Origin of the sequence: Comamonas sp., assembly GCF_009360615.1 — a bacterium.
Lineage (GTDB): Bacteria > Pseudomonadota > Gammaproteobacteria > Burkholderiales > Burkholderiaceae_C > Comamonas.
Genome location: NZ_SPEY01000029.1, coordinates 1 through 17,523, shown reverse-complemented (window position 1 = coordinate 17,523; position 17,523 = coordinate 1). Strand labels below are relative to the sequence as shown.

17 protein-coding genes and 1 pseudogene are annotated in these 17,523 nt (G+C 66.0%); 10 read left to right on the top strand and 8 right to left on the bottom strand.

Annotated elements, in window-relative coordinates; translation table 11 throughout:
• Window positions 1–8 precede the first annotated feature (8 nt).
• Window positions 9–1,142 (top strand): acyltransferase, encoded by a 1,134-nt coding sequence (locus E2583_RS10820; protein ID WP_291595655.1) that lies wholly within the window; start codon window positions 9–11, stop codon window positions 1,140–1,142.
• Between the two features lie 5 nt (window positions 1,143–1,147).
• Here E2583_RS10820 and E2583_RS10815 read toward each other — a convergent pair.
• Window positions 1,148–1,796: pseudogene (locus E2583_RS10815) on the bottom strand (DUF924 family protein).
• Window positions 1,797–2,082: 286 nt separating this feature from the next.
• Here E2583_RS10815 and E2583_RS10810 point away from each other — a divergent pair.
• Window positions 2,083–2,613, top strand: a complete 531-nt coding sequence (locus tag E2583_RS10810) for a DUF1439 domain-containing protein (RefSeq protein WP_291595654.1) — start codon at window positions 2,083–2,085, stop codon at window positions 2,611–2,613.
• 66 nt (window positions 2,614–2,679) lie between these two features.
• Here the strand turns inward: E2583_RS10810 and E2583_RS10805 are convergent, their stop codons facing one another.
• Window positions 2,680–3,489 (bottom strand): substrate-binding domain-containing protein, encoded by an 810-nt coding sequence (locus E2583_RS10805; protein WP_291595652.1) that lies wholly within the window; start codon window positions 3,487–3,489, stop codon window positions 2,680–2,682.
• A 165-nt stretch (window positions 3,490–3,654) separates the two neighbouring features.
• On the opposite strand from E2583_RS10805, the gene E2583_RS10800 reads away from it, so the two are divergent.
• Window positions 3,655–4,539: a LysR family transcriptional regulator gene (locus E2583_RS10800; RefSeq protein WP_291595650.1), complete on the top strand. Its 885-nt coding sequence runs from the start codon at window positions 3,655–3,657 to the stop codon at window positions 4,537–4,539.
• 17 nt (window positions 4,540–4,556) lie between these two features.
• Here E2583_RS10800 and E2583_RS10795 read toward each other — a convergent pair whose 3' ends face one another.
• Window positions 4,557–5,600, bottom strand: coding sequence for a tripartite tricarboxylate transporter substrate binding protein (locus E2583_RS10795; RefSeq protein ID WP_291595648.1), 1,044 nt, complete (start codon window positions 5,598–5,600; stop codon window positions 4,557–4,559).
• Between the two features lie 234 nt (window positions 5,601–5,834).
• Here E2583_RS10795 and E2583_RS10790 point away from each other — a divergent pair, with 234 nt between their 5' ends.
• Together E2583_RS10790 and E2583_RS10785 are read left to right on the top strand one after the other, a co-directional pair.
• Complete coding sequence (locus E2583_RS10790) at window positions 5,835–6,557, top strand: glutathione binding-like protein (protein ID WP_291595646.1); 723 nt, start codon at window positions 5,835–5,837, stop codon at window positions 6,555–6,557.
• A gap of 146 nt (window positions 6,558–6,703) precedes the next feature.
• Entirely contained in the window at window positions 6,704–7,750 is a 1,047-nt protein-coding gene (locus E2583_RS10785) for a pirin family protein (RefSeq protein WP_291595644.1), read from the top strand.
• A 16-nt stretch (window positions 7,751–7,766) separates the two neighbouring features.
• On the opposite strand, the gene E2583_RS10780 is transcribed toward E2583_RS10785, so the two are convergent.
• From E2583_RS10780 to E2583_RS10770, 3 genes are read right to left on the bottom strand one after another with little or no spacing between them, the layout of a single operon-like run.
• A complete protein-coding gene (locus tag E2583_RS10780) occupies window positions 7,767–8,222 on the bottom strand; it encodes a carboxymuconolactone decarboxylase family protein (RefSeq protein WP_291595643.1) in 456 nt (151 codons plus the stop codon).
• Window positions 8,194–9,603, bottom strand: coding sequence for a lyase family protein (locus tag E2583_RS10775; protein WP_367158594.1), 1,410 nt, complete (start codon window positions 9,601–9,603; stop codon window positions 8,194–8,196). The genes E2583_RS10780 and E2583_RS10775 overlap by 29 nt, the downstream gene beginning before the upstream one ends.
• Window positions 9,604–9,620: 17 nt before the next feature.
• The gene (locus tag E2583_RS10770) at window positions 9,621–10,607 is read right to left on the bottom strand and encodes a tripartite tricarboxylate transporter substrate binding protein (RefSeq protein ID WP_291595640.1); all 987 of its coding nucleotides are present in this window, start codon (window positions 10,605–10,607) and stop codon (window positions 9,621–9,623) included.
• An 89-nt stretch (window positions 10,608–10,696) separates the two neighbouring features.
• Here E2583_RS10770 and E2583_RS10765 point away from each other — a divergent pair, with 89 nt between their 5' ends.
• A complete protein-coding gene (locus E2583_RS10765) occupies window positions 10,697–11,566 on the top strand; it encodes a LysR family transcriptional regulator (RefSeq protein WP_291595639.1) in 870 nt (289 codons plus the stop codon).
• A gap of 7 nt (window positions 11,567–11,573) precedes the next feature.
• Here the strand turns inward: E2583_RS10765 and E2583_RS10760 are convergent, their stop codons facing one another.
• Window positions 11,574–12,461 carry a LysR family transcriptional regulator gene (locus E2583_RS10760; RefSeq protein WP_043375780.1) on the bottom strand — a complete coding sequence of 296 codons (888 nt, stop codon included), beginning with the start codon at window positions 12,459–12,461 and terminating at the stop codon, window positions 11,574–11,576.
• 128 nt (window positions 12,462–12,589) lie between these two features.
• Here E2583_RS10760 and E2583_RS10755 point away from each other — a divergent pair, with 128 nt between their 5' ends.
• The 4 genes from E2583_RS10755 (at window position 12,590) to E2583_RS10740 (ending at window position 15,948) form a co-directional block, all read left to right on the top strand.
• Window positions 12,590–13,951, top strand: a complete 1,362-nt coding sequence (locus E2583_RS10755; RefSeq protein WP_291595637.1) for an acyclic terpene utilization AtuA family protein — start codon at window positions 12,590–12,592, stop codon at window positions 13,949–13,951.
• Between the two features lie 14 nt (window positions 13,952–13,965).
• Window positions 13,966–14,340 (top strand): hypothetical protein, encoded by a 375-nt coding sequence (locus E2583_RS10750; RefSeq protein WP_019044170.1) that lies wholly within the window; start codon window positions 13,966–13,968, stop codon window positions 14,338–14,340.
• Between the two features lie 67 nt (window positions 14,341–14,407).
• Window positions 14,408–15,385: a tripartite tricarboxylate transporter substrate binding protein gene (locus tag E2583_RS10745; RefSeq protein ID WP_291595633.1), complete on the top strand. Its 978-nt coding sequence runs from the start codon at window positions 14,408–14,410 to the stop codon at window positions 15,383–15,385.
• A gap of 77 nt (window positions 15,386–15,462) precedes the next feature.
• Window positions 15,463–15,948 carry a peptidylprolyl isomerase gene (locus tag E2583_RS10740; RefSeq protein WP_291595631.1) on the top strand — a complete coding sequence of 162 codons (486 nt, stop codon included), beginning with the start codon at window positions 15,463–15,465 and terminating at the stop codon, window positions 15,946–15,948.
• Between the two features lie 149 nt (window positions 15,949–16,097).
• On the opposite strand, the gene E2583_RS10735 is transcribed toward E2583_RS10740, so the two are convergent.
• Window positions 16,098–17,015 carry a phosphoribosylaminoimidazolesuccinocarboxamide synthase gene (locus E2583_RS10735; RefSeq protein WP_291595629.1) on the bottom strand — a complete coding sequence of 306 codons (918 nt, stop codon included), beginning with the start codon at window positions 17,013–17,015 and terminating at the stop codon, window positions 16,098–16,100.
• Window positions 17,016–17,523: the final 508 nt, after the last annotated feature.

The window sequence follows — 17,523 nt, the reverse complement described above, 5'->3', positions numbered from 1 at the left end:
CCCGGCCCGTGCCTGGGCGAAAGGAAAGGTGTCCGGTTTTGGTGGAGTCGGCGTTCAAGCTGCGCTACAACCCAGCGCTCGATGGATTGAGAGGCATTGCAATCGTGCTGGTGCTGCTCTCGCACGCGCATGCCCCGATGTTCGATGGCGCCTTCTTCGGCGTCGATCTGTTCTTCGTGCTCAGCGGATTTTTGATCACCTCGCTGCTTCTGATGGAGTATCGGCAGCATGGCAAACTCGATTACTGGCGCTTTTACCGCCGCCGCTTCTTCCGGCTCATGCCGGCGCTGGCGCTGTTCCTTGGTGCCTACTGTGTGTTTGCGCCGTTCATCTGGCCCGACCTCACGGACATCTATTCGGATGCCCTGGTCTCCATCCTCTACCTGGCCGATTACGGCATTGCCTTCTTCGACAGTCCGGACACGCTGCTGCACATGTGGTCCCTGTCGGTGGAGGAGCATTTCTATCTGATCTGGCCGCCGCTGCTGGTCCTGCTGCTTCGCAAGGCCACGCCGGGCCGGGTCTGGGCACCGCTGCTGGCGCTGTGGCTGCTGAGCACGCTGTGGCGCATCTTCTGGGTGGTGCAGGGCCAGCAGTTCTACGAAATCTTTTTCCGCTTCGACACGCGGGCCTCGGGTCTGCTGGCCGGCGCCTTGCTGGCGGCACTGATGATGGAGCGCCCCCGCTGGATAGAGCAGCTGCAATCGCTGCGCGCCTACACCATGTGGTTTGTGCTGGCCGTGCCGCTGATCATGGAGCTGGAGTGGGACAACCAGCATGCCATGGTCTGGGGCGTCACGGTGGTGGAGTGCGCGGCCCTGGTCGTGCTGCTGGCCGTGCAAAAGCCCGCAGGACTGGTCTATGAAATGCTGACCGCTCCTTTGCTCACCAGGTTGGGCCAGCTGTCCTATGGCATCTACCTCTGGCATTACCCGGTGGTGCGCTATCTGCGTGCCGAGTATTCGTGGCCTGTGACCGTGGTCGTGGGCCTGCTGATCTCGACCGCGCTGTCGGCGCTCTCGTTCTACACGGTCGAGCGCTGGGCCATGCGCCACCGCGACCAGAGGGCGGACAACAGGCCCGGGCGACAGCCCTCGCCGCGCCAGGATCACGCGCTGCGCGAGGCGACGCGCGGTTCGTGAACGCGCTAGAAGCCTGAGCCGGGCTGGGCCAGATATTCGGTCTCCTCGGCCGTGCTGGTGCGGCCCAGAATGTGGTTGCTGTGCGGGAATCGGCCAAAGCGCGCTATCACCGCCTGATGGCGACGGGCATAGTCCAGCGATCCGGCCAGATAGTCGCGCAGCCCGGCATCCGTGGCATCCTGCAGCAACGCCTCAAAGGCGGCCACGCTGCGCAGCTGCATGGCCGGGTTCTCGGCATGCTCCAGCGGCAGATACAGAAAGACGCGCGCCACCTCGGGCAACTGCCGGTCAGTGCCGGAGCCGATCGCCTGCAGTGCCAGTGGCAGCGCCTGCAAAGCTCCTGGGGGTGTTGCGATGGATATTGCGCGTGAACTGGTCCAGCAGGATCACCAGCGCCAGCTGCTGCCACGGACCCCGGGTTGCCCAAGGCTGCAGAGCGCCGCCCAGCGCGGCCTCCACCGCAGCGCCAAAGCGCTGGCGCAGTTCCTCGTCGAAGGCCGCCGATTTGGTGAACCACTGGGCCTTGTGCTGGAGGGCATCGGCATTGCCGGGCCTGGCACTGCCGAACCACTGGGTCAGAATCTGGTCTGGCAGCCGGGTGTCCTGGGCGGCGGCCAGCGCCTCGTGGCTGAGGGAAGAGGGAGATGCAGTCATGCAGATCATTGTGCATGCGCTGCTGCCGGCTTTGACGGTCAACCCCGGACAGCGTCGGACGTTAGATAACAGTCTTTTACCTGCAGATTGCGTCAGATAGGGAACCGAGAACATCCATCGGGACTCTGTGGAATAACAGGCTCGGAGACAATGGGTTGCTCAAAAACCATAGCTGACGGCGTTGGTTTATCAAGCGTTTGCATGGGTTTTGAATCAGGTTTTACGGAGTTCGGTGGTCGTGATGAATCGGCGCGCATGGTTGGCGGTGACAGTGTTGGGGTTGGGGATGGCTGCCACAGGGTGCTCGGGCAAGTCCGTGCCCAGCAGCGTGAGCGTGAGCCAGCAGAAGCTGCAGGAGATGCTGGCCAGGCGTTTCCCCAGGCAGTTTCCCGTGGCGGGACTGTTGCATCTGGATCTGAAGGCGCCACAGCTGAGCATGATCCCCGAGCGCAATATGCTCAACGCCGTGATTCCGGCCGAGCTCAGCGGCAAGGTGCTCAAGGAGCAGTACAGCGGCCTGCTCAATGTCGATTTCGCGCTGCGCTATGAGCCCACCGACCGGACCTTGCGCGCCTATCAGATCCAGGTCAATCAGCTCAGCATGGATGGACTGTCCCCAGCGCTCAGCGACATGCTGGGCACCTATGCCACGGCCTTGGCCGAGCAGGCCATGGGCCAGGTGGTGCTTTATCAGCTGCAGGACCAGGATCTGGCCCTGGTCGATGCGCTGGCCATGGAGCCTGGCGCCATCACCGTTACCGCCCAGGGACTCACCGTGGCCCTGGTGCAGAAAGCCAACGCCGGCAGCAAGCGCTGAGCCGCCGGGTGAGGCCAAGCCCGCAGGCAATCGCCTGCGGGCTTTTCTTGCGGGAGAGTGCCTTGCTCAGCGGGACCGGGCGATAGGCTCCAGGCCGGTGTCACGAATCGTCTTGGCGGCCGCTGGCGAGGTGTAGTACTTGAGCAGCTGCTCCAGTCCCTGCGGGTTGGTGGAGGTGCTGGCCGTGCCTGCCGAGAAGATGGTGTAGTGCTGCACGGAGTCGGGCAGGGTGCCGACATAGCTGATGCCCTCGATGGGCAGCAGTTCACTGACTTGCTGCAGACCGATTTCGGCCTCGCCCCGTGCCACGATGGTGCCCACGCGCTCGGTCACGATTTTCCTGCTCTTGGGCATGACCTGGTCGTGAATGCCCAGTTTCTTGAGCATCTGGGTTTCATAGTAGGTGCCGCTGGCACTGGCCGAGTAGGCGATGCTTTTGGCGTTGAGCAGCACCTGGCGCAGCTTGTCCTCGCTGCTGATGTCGGGGATGGGGGCTCCCTTTTTCACGGCCACGCCCACGGCAGAGCGCACCAGGTCGATCTGGGTGCCGTTGCGCACCAGGCCCTTGGCCGCCAGGTCGTCGAGCGCACCGCGCGCCAGAATCACCACGTCGGCCTTCTCGCCTTTGCTCAGGCGATTGGGAATGGAGGTGGGCGAGGCTCCCATGGAAGAGCCATAGGCCGATTCCACCACCACCCCGGTCTGGGCGGTGAACTGGGGTGCCAGCAGCTTGTGCGCTTCGGTGAAGCCTCCCGAGGTCATGAGGCGCACAGGCTCTCTGGACGTGCTGCCGGGCTGCTGGGCGCAACCTGCGGCCAGCAGCCCGGCGCTGATCAGCAGGGCACGGCGGGTAGTGGAAAGGGCGAACGGCTTCATTGATGTCTCTCTATGGTGGGCTTGGCTCGAGAGGCCTTGCGCCCTTCTTTGAATCAACGCAGGCAGCGATGGTTGTCATGGCTTCTGCGGCTGACCGGATTGTGAAAAGCCGAGGTTTTTGCGTCCAATACCGTTTGCGTCTGGACTTGATACGAAAATCGTCCTATGGATTTGCGCCGCCTGACCTGTTTTCTGGCTGTGGCCGAGGAGCTGAATTTCAGCCGTGCGGCCCAGCGTTTGCATATGAGCCAGCCCCCGCTGAGCCAGCAGATCCGCCTGCTGGAGCAGGAGATGGGGGCGCAGCTGTTCGAGCGCTCGCGCCGCGCCGTGGCACTGACGCCGGCAGGCCTGCTGCTGCAGGACAAGGCACGGCAGATCGTGGAGCTGCACCAGCAGGCCGGCGAGCTGGTGCGCATGGCCGCCAATGGCCTTGCCGGGCGGCTGCGCATCGCCTTCACGGCATCGGTGCCGCTGTTTGACGATTTTTCTGCCATGCTGCGCGAATTTCGCAGCCGCCACCCGCAGGTGGAGCTGGACCTGCAGCATATGACCACGGGCGAGCAGATCGCCGCATTGACGGCCGGGCAGATCGATATCGGCTTCATGCGGCCGTCGCCGACGTTTCGCATCCCCGTGCCGATCCGTGAGCAGACACTGTGGCGCGACGAGTTGAAGCTGGCCCTGCCCGCTGCGCATGCCAAGGCTGCCGCAGGAGACGCTCTGGCACTGAGCGGCCTGGCCGATCAGCCTTTTGTGCTGCATCCGGCCGTGCTGGGCGGCGGACTGCACGAACATATTCTGGCGCTGTGCAGCGAGGCCGGCTTTGTGCCGCGCATCGCCCAGCCGGCGCGCGAGACCTCGACCATGCTGGCGCTGGTGGCCGCCGGCCTGGGGCTGTCCATCGTGCCCAGTGTCTATGAACGCATCTGCCCGCCCGGCGTGGTGCTGCAGCCGCTGGCCGATGCCGCGCGCCACTCGCGCATTGCACTGGTCAGCATGCAGCATGCGGCATCGCCCTGCGTTCCGATGTTCTGGCAGTTGCTGGGCTAGGGCTGCCCTTGCCGGCATCAGTCTGCGCGAATATCGGCGGCCCGGATGACTTCGCCGAGTTCCCGGGTTTCGGCCTGGAGGAAGCTGCCGAATTGAGCCGGTGTTCCTCCCAGGGGCGTGGCTCCCATGTCAGCCAGCGTCTGGGTGACCGCAGGCGTGGTCAGCGCCTTGTTGAGTGCAGCGTTCAGCGTCTGGATCACGGCCTCGGGCGTTCCCTTGGGGGCCACCAGGCCCCACCACACGGTGGCTTGCACATCCACGCCCAGGGAGCGCGCGGTAGGCACCTGGGGCAGCAGGCGCGAGCCATTCTTGTTGAGCACCGCCAGTGCGCGCAGGTTGCCGCTGTTCACATGGCCCGCGACTTCCAGCGGATTGATGGCCATGAAGTCCAGACGCCCGCCCAGCAGATCCGTCACGGCGGTGGAGCCTCCCTTGTAGGGAATATGGACGCCCTTGAACGGTCCGGCCCTTTCCAGCAAGGCACTCGCCATATGGCCCGAGCTGCCCACACCGGCCGTGCCATAGGACAGTGTGCCGGGCTTGGCCTTGCCCGCAGCAATGAGTTCGGCCAGGCTTTTGTACGGCGATTTGGCGTGGACCACGACCACCAGTGGTGCCTCGCCGATGCGCCCTACCGGAATCAGGTCGGTCGCCGGGTCGAAGCTGAGCTTGGGATACAACGCCTTGTTGGTGGTCAGCGAATTCGAGGCCGCCAGCAGCGTATAGCCGTTGGGCGCGGAGCGTACCACGGCCGACATGCCGATATTCGTGCCGCCTCCGGGCTTGTTGTCCACCACGATGGACTGACCCAGAAACTCCGCCATGGGCGTGGTGACCAGCCTGGTCACGATGTCCACGCCTCCGGCAGGCGAATACGGCACGACGACGGTCACGGCGCGCTCCGCAAAGCCTGCGGCGGCGGCCGCACCGCTGGTCAGTATCAGCCCTGCAGCCAGCGCGGTTGCGCCTAGGTCCAGCACTTGCCGCCGGCTCGGGAAAGCGCGCGCAGGCGTCTTTGCGCCAGTGAAAAAAGAATCGGGCCTGCCAGAAAGCTGATGCATGTCATATCTCCGTGTTCACTTCTTGTAAACACCCAATATCACCCGCTGAAGCGCCGTCTTCGATGAGGGAATCTGCGTACCCGCATCTGGCCATCCCAGCCATCGGCAGCGCTGCCTGCAAGGCCGCATGACAACCGTTAGGATGCTCGGGCGCTCTGTGTCGTGGCTTGCCAGGCCACGTCGCCAGCCCCTTGCGGGGCCGCAGAGATTGCCAACACGCTCCGAAGGAAACCCATGACGCAACCCCAAGTCCTCGCCGATTTTTCCGTGACCCGCAAATGGCCCGCGCAGCACCCCGAGCGCATCCAGCTGTACTCGCTGCCCACCCCCAACGGTGTGAAGGTCTCGATTGCGCTGGAGGAAATGCAGCTGCCCTACGAGGCGCATCTGGTCAGCTTCCAGACCAATGACCAGCTCACGCCAGAGTTCGTCGGCACGTTCCCCAACAACAAGATTCCCGCCATCATCGACCCGCAAGGCCCGGGCGGAAAGCCAATGGCCTTGTTCGAGTCGGCGGCCATCCTGATCTATCTGGCCGAAAAGAGCGGCAGCCCGCTGCTGCCCGCAGACCCTGCAGCGCGCTACGAGACGCTGCAGTGGCTGATGTTCCAGATGGGCGGCGTGGGGCCCATGTTCGGCCAGGTCGGCTTTTTCCACAAGTTCGCAGGCAAGGACTTCGAGGACAAGCGGCCGCGTGACCGCTATGTCAACGAGTCCAAACGCCTGCTGGGCGTGCTGGAGCAGCGCATGCAGGGCCGCGAGTGGATCATGGGCGAGCAGATCACCATTGCCGACATCGCCATCTGGCCCTGGGTTCGCAACATGGTCGACGAGAACGGCTACAACGCTGCCGATCTGGTGGGCTGGAGCGGGTTTCCAGAGCTGCAGCGTGTGCTCAAGGCCTTCATGGCCCGACCGGCGACGCAAAAAGGCCTGAACGTTCCGCCGCGCGGCTGAGCGCCGGTTCGGGCAGACAGGCTTGCCGTTGTTGCAAAAGCGGCAAGTACTGTCCCAGCGGTGATGTCTTTCAACCCCGTGGCCTGGCCTTATCTTCAAGACTTCAGGCACTGCCGCTGGCAGCGGCCTCTCACGAGGAGAATTCCATGACCACGACTCGCCCCCCCATTCTGGAAAGCGCCCCGCTGGGGCCGCGCTGGCCCTGCCTGGATCCGTTTCTGTTCTGCGCTCACCACGATGACAGCTATCCGGCGAGCAACGGCAAGATGGGCGTGCAGTCGGTGGAGTTCGAGGGCCGCGAGATGGGCAGCGATTTCAGCGCCCGGAACGGTTTCTCGATGTACCACGGCGAGCCGATTCCCGGCTTCCCGGGCCACCCGCATCGCGGCTTCGAGACCGTGACCCTGGTGCGTCAGGGCCGCATCGACCATGCGGACTCGCTGGGCGCGGCAGCGCGCTTCGGCGGCGGCGACGTGCAGTGGCTCACTGCCGGCAAGGGCATCCAGCATTCTGAGATGTTTCCGCTGCTGAGCAGCGACCAGCCCAATCCGCTGGAACTGTTCCAGATCTGGTTGAACCTGCCTGCAAGGAACAAGATGGTGGAGCCCCACTTCACCATGTTCTGGAACGAACAGATTCCGCGCCTGCGCTTCAGCGATGCGGCTGGCCGGAAGACCACCGTCACCGTGGTGGCCGGAACCCTGGAGGGAGCGGGCGCGGCCTTGCCGCCACCGCCCGAATCCTGGGCTTCCCAGGCCGACAGCGATGTGGCCATCTGGACGCTGGAGCTGGAGCCCGGTGCCCGCTGGACCATGCCCAGGGCGGCAGGCCCGGACACCCATCGCATGCTTTACTTCTTTGTGGGCAAGGCCATGACCGTAGGGGGCGAAGCCGTGAGCGGACCTCTGGCCATGCATGTCGACGCCCAGCGGGACCTGGAGCTGGTCAACACCGGCGATGTCAGCGCAGAGCTGCTGCTGCTGCAGGGCAAGCCGATTGGCGAGAAGGTGGCGCAATACGGTCCCTTTGTGATGAACACGCAGGAGGAGATCATGCAGGCCATGCAGGACTATCGTCGCACCCAGTTTGGCGGCTGGCCCTGGAAGGACAGCGACCCCGTGCATGGCATCGAGGACCGGCGATTTGCACGCTACCCGGGCACCGAGGTCGACGAGCTGCCACCCGGGATCTGACAGGGCAGGCAGGGCCTCAGGGCGTGAAGCGGGCAGCCTCCGGCGTGCGGCCCAGCTCCCTGAGCACCTTGAGCGTGACCGCCATGCCGGTGTTGCCTGCGGGCACGCCGGCATAGACGGCAGTCTGCATCAGCACCTCGCGGATGGTGTCCATGTCCAGCGGCGCGGCTTCGCTGTCGGCAGGGTCGGCCTGCAGTCCCGTGCGGATGTGCAGCTCGAACTCCTCCCATCGCCCCATGGCGGCCGTGATGGCCAGCACCATGATGCGGCGCGTGCGGCGATCCAGGCCCGGACGGCTCCAGATGCCGTCCCAGGCATAGGCGGTGATCATGCGCTGAAATTCCACATTGAGCACATTCGCGCTCTCCACGGCCCGGTCCACCCAGGCATCGCCCAGCACGCGGCGGCGATGGGTCAGGCCGCGCTGCAGGCTGTCGGCGGATTCAGAGGCAGGCTCGGACATGTTCTGCATGGGCAGGGCTTTCTTCGGATAGGGTTGGCGAGCGACTGGCCAGAAGGGCCAGGCATTCGCGTTGCGAAGCCTGTACGGCCTCTTGCGGATCGCAGGCCCGGGCCAGCGCCCGGCGCAGCGCCGGCAATCGTTCGGTGGGGAGTTCGGGTGCCGTGCGGCTGGCAGCCCATTCCATGAGCAGCTCCTGCAGCTCGCGCTGCTGCTCCAGCGCCAGAGGGGCGAGCTGCTCCACGGCTGCCAGGGCTTCATGTTTGCCGGTGAAGGGCGCCAGGGCATGTACGCAGGCTTCCGAAAACACCAGGCCCCGCAGACCGGCCACATGCGCCAGCATGCGCTGCGGGTGGACCTGCAGCGTCTGCGCGGCCTGGCGCAGTGCAGCGGCTGCGCCATGAGCGTGGCGCCACAGCTCGGGCCAGTGGGCGACTTCCGCCTGCCATTCACCCAGCGCGCGCTCATGGGCCTGGGCCATGCAGCCCAGCAGCAGGGCGGCCAGCGGCGGCACGGCCTGGGTCTGGGCCACGGCCTGCATGCAGTGCACGGGATTGCGCTTGTGCGGCATGGCGCTGGAAGTGCTGCCGCGTGCGGCCTCGCTGATCTCAGCGACCTCGTACTGGGACATCAGCGACCAGTCGCGCGCGAGCTTGGACAGGCTGCCGCAGCACACGGCCACTTCCATGGCCAGGCGCATCCAGCTGTCGCGCTGCGTGTGCCAGCTGTGTCCACAGGCTTCAAGATCCAGATGCCGCGCGAGCGCCTGCTCCACCGCCTGCCGGTGCTTGCCCAGTGTCGCACCATTACCCACGGCGCCGCCCAGCTGGACGCACAAGGCCCGGGGCGCCAACTGCGCGAACTGATCGATGCTGCGTTGCAGCGCCGCAGCCGATTGCGCGCATTTGAAGCCGAAGCTCGTGATCTGTGCGGGCTGCAACAGGCTGCGCGCGAGCATGGGCGTGGCTGCATGCCTCTGCGCCAGCTCCCGCAGGGCGTTGATCAGGGACTGCAGCTCGGCCAGCAGGGACTGCATCGCCTGCCGGGTGAGCAGGACGCCGGCCGTGTCCACCGCATCCTGGGTGGTCGCCCCCCAGTGCAGCCAGGGCAGGCCTTGGGGGGCATGCGCCTGAAGCCACTGCTGCAGGGGCTTGACCAGCGCCAGGCCCAGCGCACCGCTGATGCGTGCCTGTTCGACGATACGGTCGCGATCCAGGGGCACCTGCGCGCAGGCGCTGGCAATGGCCTGGGCTGCAGGCTCCGGGATCAGCCCGCAGTCGGCCTGCGCCCGGGCCAGGCCGGACTCGAAACGCAGCAGTGCCTGCAGCCATTGCGCATCGGAGAACCAGTCGCCGCCGGCGACCGGGTCCAGATAGTCGTTCACCAGGTTCATGGTGCTCGCACCGGCCCTCAGGCCGTCGCTCCCGAGGCCTTGATCACCGCCGCCCATTTGCTGCTTTCCTGGCGGATGCGGGCTGCGTACTGCCTGCTGTCGCCCAGCAGCGGCACGGCACCTTCCACGTCCAGGCGCGACTGAAAGTTGCTGGAGGCTGCCACCTTGAGGATGTCGCGCCCCAGCGTGGCGACGGTCTCCGGCGTCGTGCCCTTGGGGGCCAGCACGCCATAGGTCAGCGAGCTTTCGAAATCCGCCAGGGCCGGCACACCGGACTCGGCCACCGTGGGCACGTCGGGCAGCTGGGGCTGGCGCCTGGCGCCGGTCACGGCCAGCGCGCGCAGCTTGCCGGCCTTGACCAGGGCCATGGCTGCCGGGATCACGCCGAAGCTGAAGTCCACATTACCGCCGACCAGGTCGGTCAGCGACGGTGCAGTGCCCTTGTACGGCACGTGGATGGCCTTGGCGCCCAGGGCATGGGCGAACATCTCGCCCGTGAGGTGCCCCCCCGTGCCCGAGCCGCTGGAAGCGTAGTTCAGCTCGCCGCTGCGGCGGCGCAGCAGCTCGGCCAGCTGGGCTGTGGTCCTGGCGGGCGACGCCGCAGGCACCACCAGCAAAAGGGCCGAGGAGGCGAACATGGCCACCGGCTGCAGATCGGTGGAGGCATTGAACTTGAGGCCCGGGTAGAGCGAGGGGTTGATGGACACCGTCCCCGTGTGGCCCAGCAGGAAGATGCTGCCGTCGGCGGGAGCGCGAACCACCATCTCCGTGCCCAGATTGCCGCCCGCGCCGGCCTTGTTCTCCACGATCATGCCGTAGCCCAGGGAGTCGTTGAGGCCGTGCGCCATCTGCCGCGCCAGCACATCGTTGCCGCCGCCGGGCGCAAAAGGCACGACGATGCGCGTGCTGCGACGCTGGGCGAAGGCGGGCAGGGCGGCAGCGCCCAGGCCGGCCGCTGCGGTGGACAGCCACTGGCGGCGGCTGAGGAAATCGGACTCGCGCATTTTTTGTCTCCTTGTCAGTTCGTTGTCCGCAGTGTGGTCCAGGCACGCTCTCGAAAACAGGGCTTGCGGCTGGCATTTGTTGGAAGAAAATGTGTGAAATGGATGTCAAGTACATACACAATTTCTTGCGCGTCGTGCAGACCGGCTCCATGTCCGAAGCCGCGCGCCAGCTCGACCTCAGTCCTTCAGCCATCGCCCAGCAGATGCGCGTGCTTGAAGCCGCGCTGGGCGCCCCCTTGCTGGTGCGCCATGGCCGCAGCGTGCGCGCTACTGCGGCCGGCGAGCGCCTGTTCGAGCGCGGGCAGCGGCTGATGCAGGACTTCGACGGTCTGCGCGAATGGGTGCTGGGCGACGCCGACGGCGGCGAACTGCGCCTGGGCACGGTGAACACGGCGCTGCACGGCTTCCTGCCCGCGGTCCTGCAGGCCTTCGTGGCCCGCCATGAGCAGGTGCGCATCAGCGTGCGTGCCGGGCTCACGCCCGAGCTGTACACCGCTCTGGTGCAATCGGAGCTGGACGTGCTGATCTGTCTCAGGCCTTCCTTCGACCTGCCCAAGACCGTCTGCTGGGCCGAGCTGCGCGAGGACCCCCTGGCACTGCTGCGCAGCCGCCCCCTGGTGCGCTATGACCGCACGCTGGCCGGCGGGCGCCTGGCCGACCGCTACCTCAAGGCCCAGGGCATCGTCCCCGTGGAGCGCATGGAACTCAACTCGGTGCTGGCCGTGGCCATGATGGTCGACCAGGGCCTGGGCGTGGGCCTGGTGCCCGACATCGGCAACGTACTGGCCCAGGGGCGCGAGGTGCGCGCGCTGGCGCTGCCGGGCGCGGGCAACGGGTCTGGCGGCACCGGCGACCGCGCCCCGGACGCACGCAAGGTCGGCCTGCTGTGGCTCAATACCTCGGCCCGCGCGCGCTGGGCGCGCAGCCTGCTCGACTGCGCGCGGCAATGCCTGGGGTGAAGCCCGCTCAACCGAACTCTCCCGCGAGGAAATCCACCACGGCGCGCACGCGCGGCGCCAGGGATCTGCCGCGCGGATACAGCAGGTAGAAGCGGTCGTCCTCGCTGCGTTCCTGGAACTGCGGCAGCAGCGGCACCAGGGTTCCGCGCTCCAGGTCGGCGGCGATATGGAAGTGCGCCAGCCGCACCACGCCGTGGCCCAGCAACGCCAGGCTGCGCAACAGCTCACCCTGGTTGGCGCCGATGTGGCTGGGAATGTCTATGGTCTTGAGTCCGCCTTCCTCATGGAAGGTCCAGCGGTTCCACTGCGTGCGTATGGTGAAGTTCAGGCAGCGGTGCTGCAGCAGATCCTCGGGCTGCTCGGGGTGGCCGAAACGCTGGAGGTACTGCGGCGACGCGGCTATCACCCAGGGCCTGAGCATCAGCGGGCGGCCGATCAGCGTCTGCTCCGTAGGCCTGCCGCTGTGGATGGCGACGTCTATGCCCTGACGCACGAAGTCGCCGCGCTCCGTGCCGAGGACGAAGTCCAGGTGCAGGCGTGGGTGCCGGTCCAGCAGCAGGTGCAGGCGCGGTGCCACCAGGTATTTGGCCGTGGTCAGCGCCGTATGGATGCGCACCGTGCCCGAGATTTCGGCATCGGTCACGCGCACACAGGCCTCTGCCTGCTCCATGGCCTGCACCACGCGCTGGCTGGCGATGCGAAAGCGCTCGCCTTCCTGGGTCAGGCGTATGGCTGCGGCAATCCGTTCGAACAGTCGCACGCCAAGGCGTGCCTCCAGGCGCGCGATGAGCTTGCTCACCGCCGAAGGCGACAGCCCAAGCCTTCTGCCGGCACCGGAAAAACTACCTTCCTCGATCACGCGCAGGAATACCGTCATCTCGCCGAACTGGTCCATCTAAGGTCTTCGCCCCCATGTGAAATTGATTCACATGCGCTGTGCGCGCGCATGCGTTGTCTCTTGAAAAACGACTGTACAGAATGGTCTCGGACCCCGGGTCTGGGGGAACAACGGAGACAAGCGCAATGAATGACAGCAAGATCCTGCGCATAGGCGCGGGAGCCGCATGGTGGGGCGACCGGATCGAGCCGGCCGCGCTCAATGCCGAGCGTGGCCGGCTCGACTACCTGTGCTTCGAGACCATGGCCGAGGCCACGGTCTGCGCCGCGCAGGTCAGGGCCCGACGGGACCCGTCCTTCCCGGGCTACGACACCTATCTCGACGACCGCATGCGCGCCGTGCTGCCGGCCTGCATGCGCCAGGGCACGCGCATCATCTCCAACCAGGGCTGGATCAACCCGCAGGGCGCGGCACGGCGCATCGTCGAGCTGCTGCGCGAGCTGGGCATTACCGGCGTCAAGGTGGCGGCCGTGGGCGGCAGCCTGATCACCGAGCGCGTGCTGTCGCTGGCCCCCACCATCCTGGAGACCGGTGCCCCCACGCAGAGCATTGCCCACTCGCTGATCTCGGCCGAAGCCTATCTCGGGGCCGCTCCTATCGTCGATGCTCTGGCGGACGGCGCGCAGATCGTGGTCACGGGCCGCGTGGCCGACCCCTCGCTGTTCCTGGCCCCCATGGTGCATGAGTTCGGCTGGGACCTGCTGGACCACCAGCGTGTGGGTGCCGGCAGCGCGATAGGCCATCTGATGGAGTGCGGGGCCCAGGTTACCGGAGGGTATTTTGCGGACCCGGGCCTCAAGGATGTACCCGAGCCCTGGAACCTGGCCTTTCCCATCGCCGAGGTCGATGCCGAAGGCGGCGTGACCCTGTCCAAGGTGGACGGCACGGGCGGCATGATCAACCTGCAGACAGTCAAGGAGCAGATGCTCTACGAGGTGCACGACCCGGCGAACTACATCACGCCCGATGTGGTGGTCGACTTCACGCAGGCACGCATCGAGCAGCTGGCGCCGGACCGCGTGCGCGTGACGGGGCTCACGGGCAAGCCGCGCACGCCCACGCTCAAGGTTTCGATGGGGTGCACCGAGGGCTTCATCGGCGAGGACATGTTCTTCTACGCCGGCCCCGGCGCGCTGCGCCGCGCCCAGCTGGCCAAGCGCATCCTGGAGGAGCGTCTGCGCATCGTGAAGCTCGATGCCGAGGAAGTACGCATCGACTTCCTGGGCCTGAATGCCGTGCATGGCGCTGCCACGCCGGTGGATGCACCCGAGCCCTATGAGGTGGCCGTGCGCGTGGCGGCACGCACCCGGTCGCGCGAGGAGGCGGTCAAGGTGGGGCGCGAAGTGGACGGCATGGCGGTCTCCGGGATTGCCCACACCGGCAAGCGCGTGCCGCACCAGGAGCGCACGCGCGAGGTGATCGGCGTGTGGTCCGCTCTGGTGCCGCGCGAGCAGGTGACGGCGCAGATCGACTACTTCACGAGCTGAGCAGGGAGCAAAGCATGCAGGACATGAACCAGGACATCCGGGTGCCGCTGGAGCAGGTGGCGCATACGCGCTCGGGCGACAAGGGCAATACCTCCAACATCGCCGTGTTTGCCTACGAGCCCGAACTCTATGCACTGCTCAAACAGCAGCTGAGCGCCGAACGCTTCAAGGCCTTTCATGGCCCGGCCATCACCGGCGAAGTGCTGCGCTACGAGGCCGACAACCTGCACGCGCTGAACTTCGTGGCGCACGGTGCACTGGGCGGAGGCGTCTCGCGCAGCCTGTCGGTGGACAACTACGGCAAGGCGCTGTCGGCGGCCATCCTGGGCTTCGAGCTGCTCGTGCCCGCTGCGCTGGTGCCGCTGCTGCGCCGCCGTGCGCCGGGCTGAACTGGCACCGACATCCTGCACGGGCATGCACCGCATATTCCAAGACACATCCCCTGGAGACACCGCAATGACCTCGCATCTGTTTCGCGCCCTGGCTGCCGCGCTGGCCATGGCAGCCTGCACGGCCGTGGCCTTCGCGCAGGCCCCCGCCTATCCCGCCAAGCCCGTGCGCATCGTCGTGCCCTATCCGGCAGGAGGCACCACGGACATCATCGCGCGGCTGGCGGCGGCCCAGCTGTCCGAGCGGCTGCGCCAGCCCTTCGTCGTCGAGAACCGGGCCGGCGCCAGCGGTGCCATAGGCTCGGTGGCCGTGGCCCAGGCCGCCGCTGACGGCTACACCCTGGTCATGGGAACGGCCAGCTCGCACGGCATCAACTCGGCGCTGCAGAAGAACCTGCCCTATGACGCCGTCAAGGACTTCGCGCCCGTCACTGTGGTGGCGAGCACGCCCAACATCATCGTGGTCCACCCCAGCGTCCCCGCGCGCACCCTGGGCGAGTTGCTGGCGCTGGCCAAGGCCAGGCCCGGACAGATCAACTTCGGCTCGACCAGTCCAGGCGGCTCTCCGCACATGAGCGCCGAGCTGCTCAAGATGATGGCCGGCGTGGACATGACCCATGTGCCTTACAAGGGCGCCTCGCCCATGCTCACCGATCTCATGGGCGGGCAGATACAGGCCGGCTTCGACAATCTGCCGTCCACCATCGCCTTCGTGCGCAGCGGCAAGCTGCGGGCGCTGGCCGTGACCACGGCACAGCGCTGGCCCGGGGCGGCAGACATCCCCACCGTCGCCGAAAGCGTGCCAGGCTACGAGGTCTCGGGCTGGTTCGGCTTGCTGGCGCCAGCGGGAACGCCCAAGGCGGTGCTGGACACGCTGCAGACCGCAGTCGCCCAGGCCGTGCGCGACCCCGAGGTGACCCGGCAACTGCGCAACCTGGGCGCCGAGCCCGTGGCCAGCAGGCCCGAGGTCTTTGCGCAGCAGATCCGCGCCGACGTGGACAAATGGCGCGGCGTGGTTAAGGCCACGGGCGTGACACTGGAATAGCCCGAGTAGCCGACAATGGCAGCTTTGCGCGATGCCTGACTCGGGTTCAGGCTCCGCCCCACTCGAAATCCATTGTCATGAACATCACCAAAGACACTGCCGTCACCATCAACTACAAGATTCACGAGCTGCTCGCGGGCGGCGTGGCCGTCAAACTGCTGGACAAGGGCGATGTGGCCTATCTGCACGGCGGCTATGACAACATCTTCGCCAAGGTCGAAGCCGCCCTGGACGGCAAGCAAAAAGGCGATACCGTGACCGTGGACCTGGCCGTGGCGGATGCCTTCGGCGAGCGCGACGAAAGCCTCAAGCGCACCATTCCCAAGGGTGAATTCCCTGCGGGCGTGAAGGTGGGCGGCCAGCTGCGCGGCACCAACGACCAGGGCTTGCCCCAGATCTACAACGTGGTGAAGATCAAGGGCCCCGTGGTGCTGCTGGACGGCAACCATCCTCTGGCCGGACTGGCGCTGCGCTTCAGCGCGGTGGTCAGCGAAGTGCGTGCCGCCTCCGAGGAAGAGATTGCTCACAGGCATGTCCACGGCGGCCACGGTCACCACCACTAAAAACATAGCTGCCAGCGCATTTTTGTAAAGGATTTCAGATTGATTTTCAGCTGAAATCCTTCATCTGCAAGCGCAAGAAGCTATCAAAACAAAAGGCCCCGGAATTCTGTTCCGGGGGCCTTTTATGTGCAGGGGAGGGGATGGATCGCTCAGGCGGTCAGGCGATCCAGCGCTTCGCGGTACTTGGCAGCGGTCCTGTCGATCACTTCCTTGGGCAGGCGCGGCGCGGGCGCCTTCTTGTCCCAGGCCTTGCCGTTGACCTGGGCCTGCTCCAGCCAGTCGCGCACGAACTGCTTGTCGTAGCTGGGTGGGTTCTCGCCCTTGGCCAGCGCGTCTTCATAGCCTTCCACAGGCCAGTAGCGGGAGCTGTCGGGGGTCAGCACCTCGTCCATCAGCACCAGGGTCCCGTCTTCGGTCAGGCCGAACTCGAACTTGGTGTCGGCAATGATCATGCCCTTGGTCAGCGCGATCTCGGCCGCTTCCTTGTAGATGCGGATGGCCGTGTCGCGGATCTGGGCCGCCAGCGACTCGCCCACCATTTCCACGGTACGCTCGTAGGTGATGTTTTCGTCGTGGTCACCCATTTCAGCCTTGGCGGCAGGGGTGTAGATGGGCTCGGGCAGCTTGGCCGCGTTGGTCAGGCCGGCGGGCAGCTTCACGCCGCACACCGATTGCGATTCCTGGTATTCCTTCCAGCCGCTGCCGGCCAGATAGCCGCGCACCACGGCCTCGATCAGCACGGGCTTGAGGCGCTTGACCAGCATGGAGCGGCCTTCGACCTGCTTGACTTCCTCGGGCCTGACCACGGATTCGGGCGCTTCGCCGGTCAGGTGGTTGGGGCAGATATGGCCCAGCTTGTCGAACCAGAACAGCGCCATCTGGGTCAGCAGCACGCCCTTGCCGGGAATCGGCTCGCCCATGATCACGTCAAAGGCGGACAGGCGGTCCGAGGCCACCATCAGGATGCGGTCGTCGCCCACGGCGTAGTTGTCGCGGACCTTGCCGCGCGCGAGCAGGGGCAGCGAGGCAATGTTGGAGGTGTGCAGAGCGGAGGGCTGGGTGGTCATGGTCGAGATAGGGGCTGTCAGGCAATTCAGGCGTGCAGTCGGTCAGCAGGCGCCTGAAAGCCCAAGGGGGCTGCCAGCGTCGCAGGCCCGAGAGGCGGCTGCGTGAAAACACGATTTTAATGGCGCAGGCAGGGGTTTGGACGGTCACGGTCTTTGCCGGTGCGCGCCTGCTGCGAGCGAGGCCCTGGGGCATGAAGGCGTATTCCTCGCATGCGGGCCAAAGCCGCTCATTGTGGCGTCAAAACCGGCTGTCATCAAACCGACAAAAAGGCCCCTGGCCAGCCTGCGCTATCGCGGTCATTTCGTTGCCTTTGGCGCAGGGCGGGCGCATAGTGGATTCACAGCAAAGACGAATGCGCATTCCGAACTGCCAGGCTGCGGCACAGCCATCAGGTGCTGTGAAACCGCAGGGATTTCACCGAGAGCTAAGGAGTGTTTTGTTATGAATTTGACGATTAGCGGGCATCACCTGGAGGTCACTCCCTCGCTGCGCAGCTATGTCATGGCC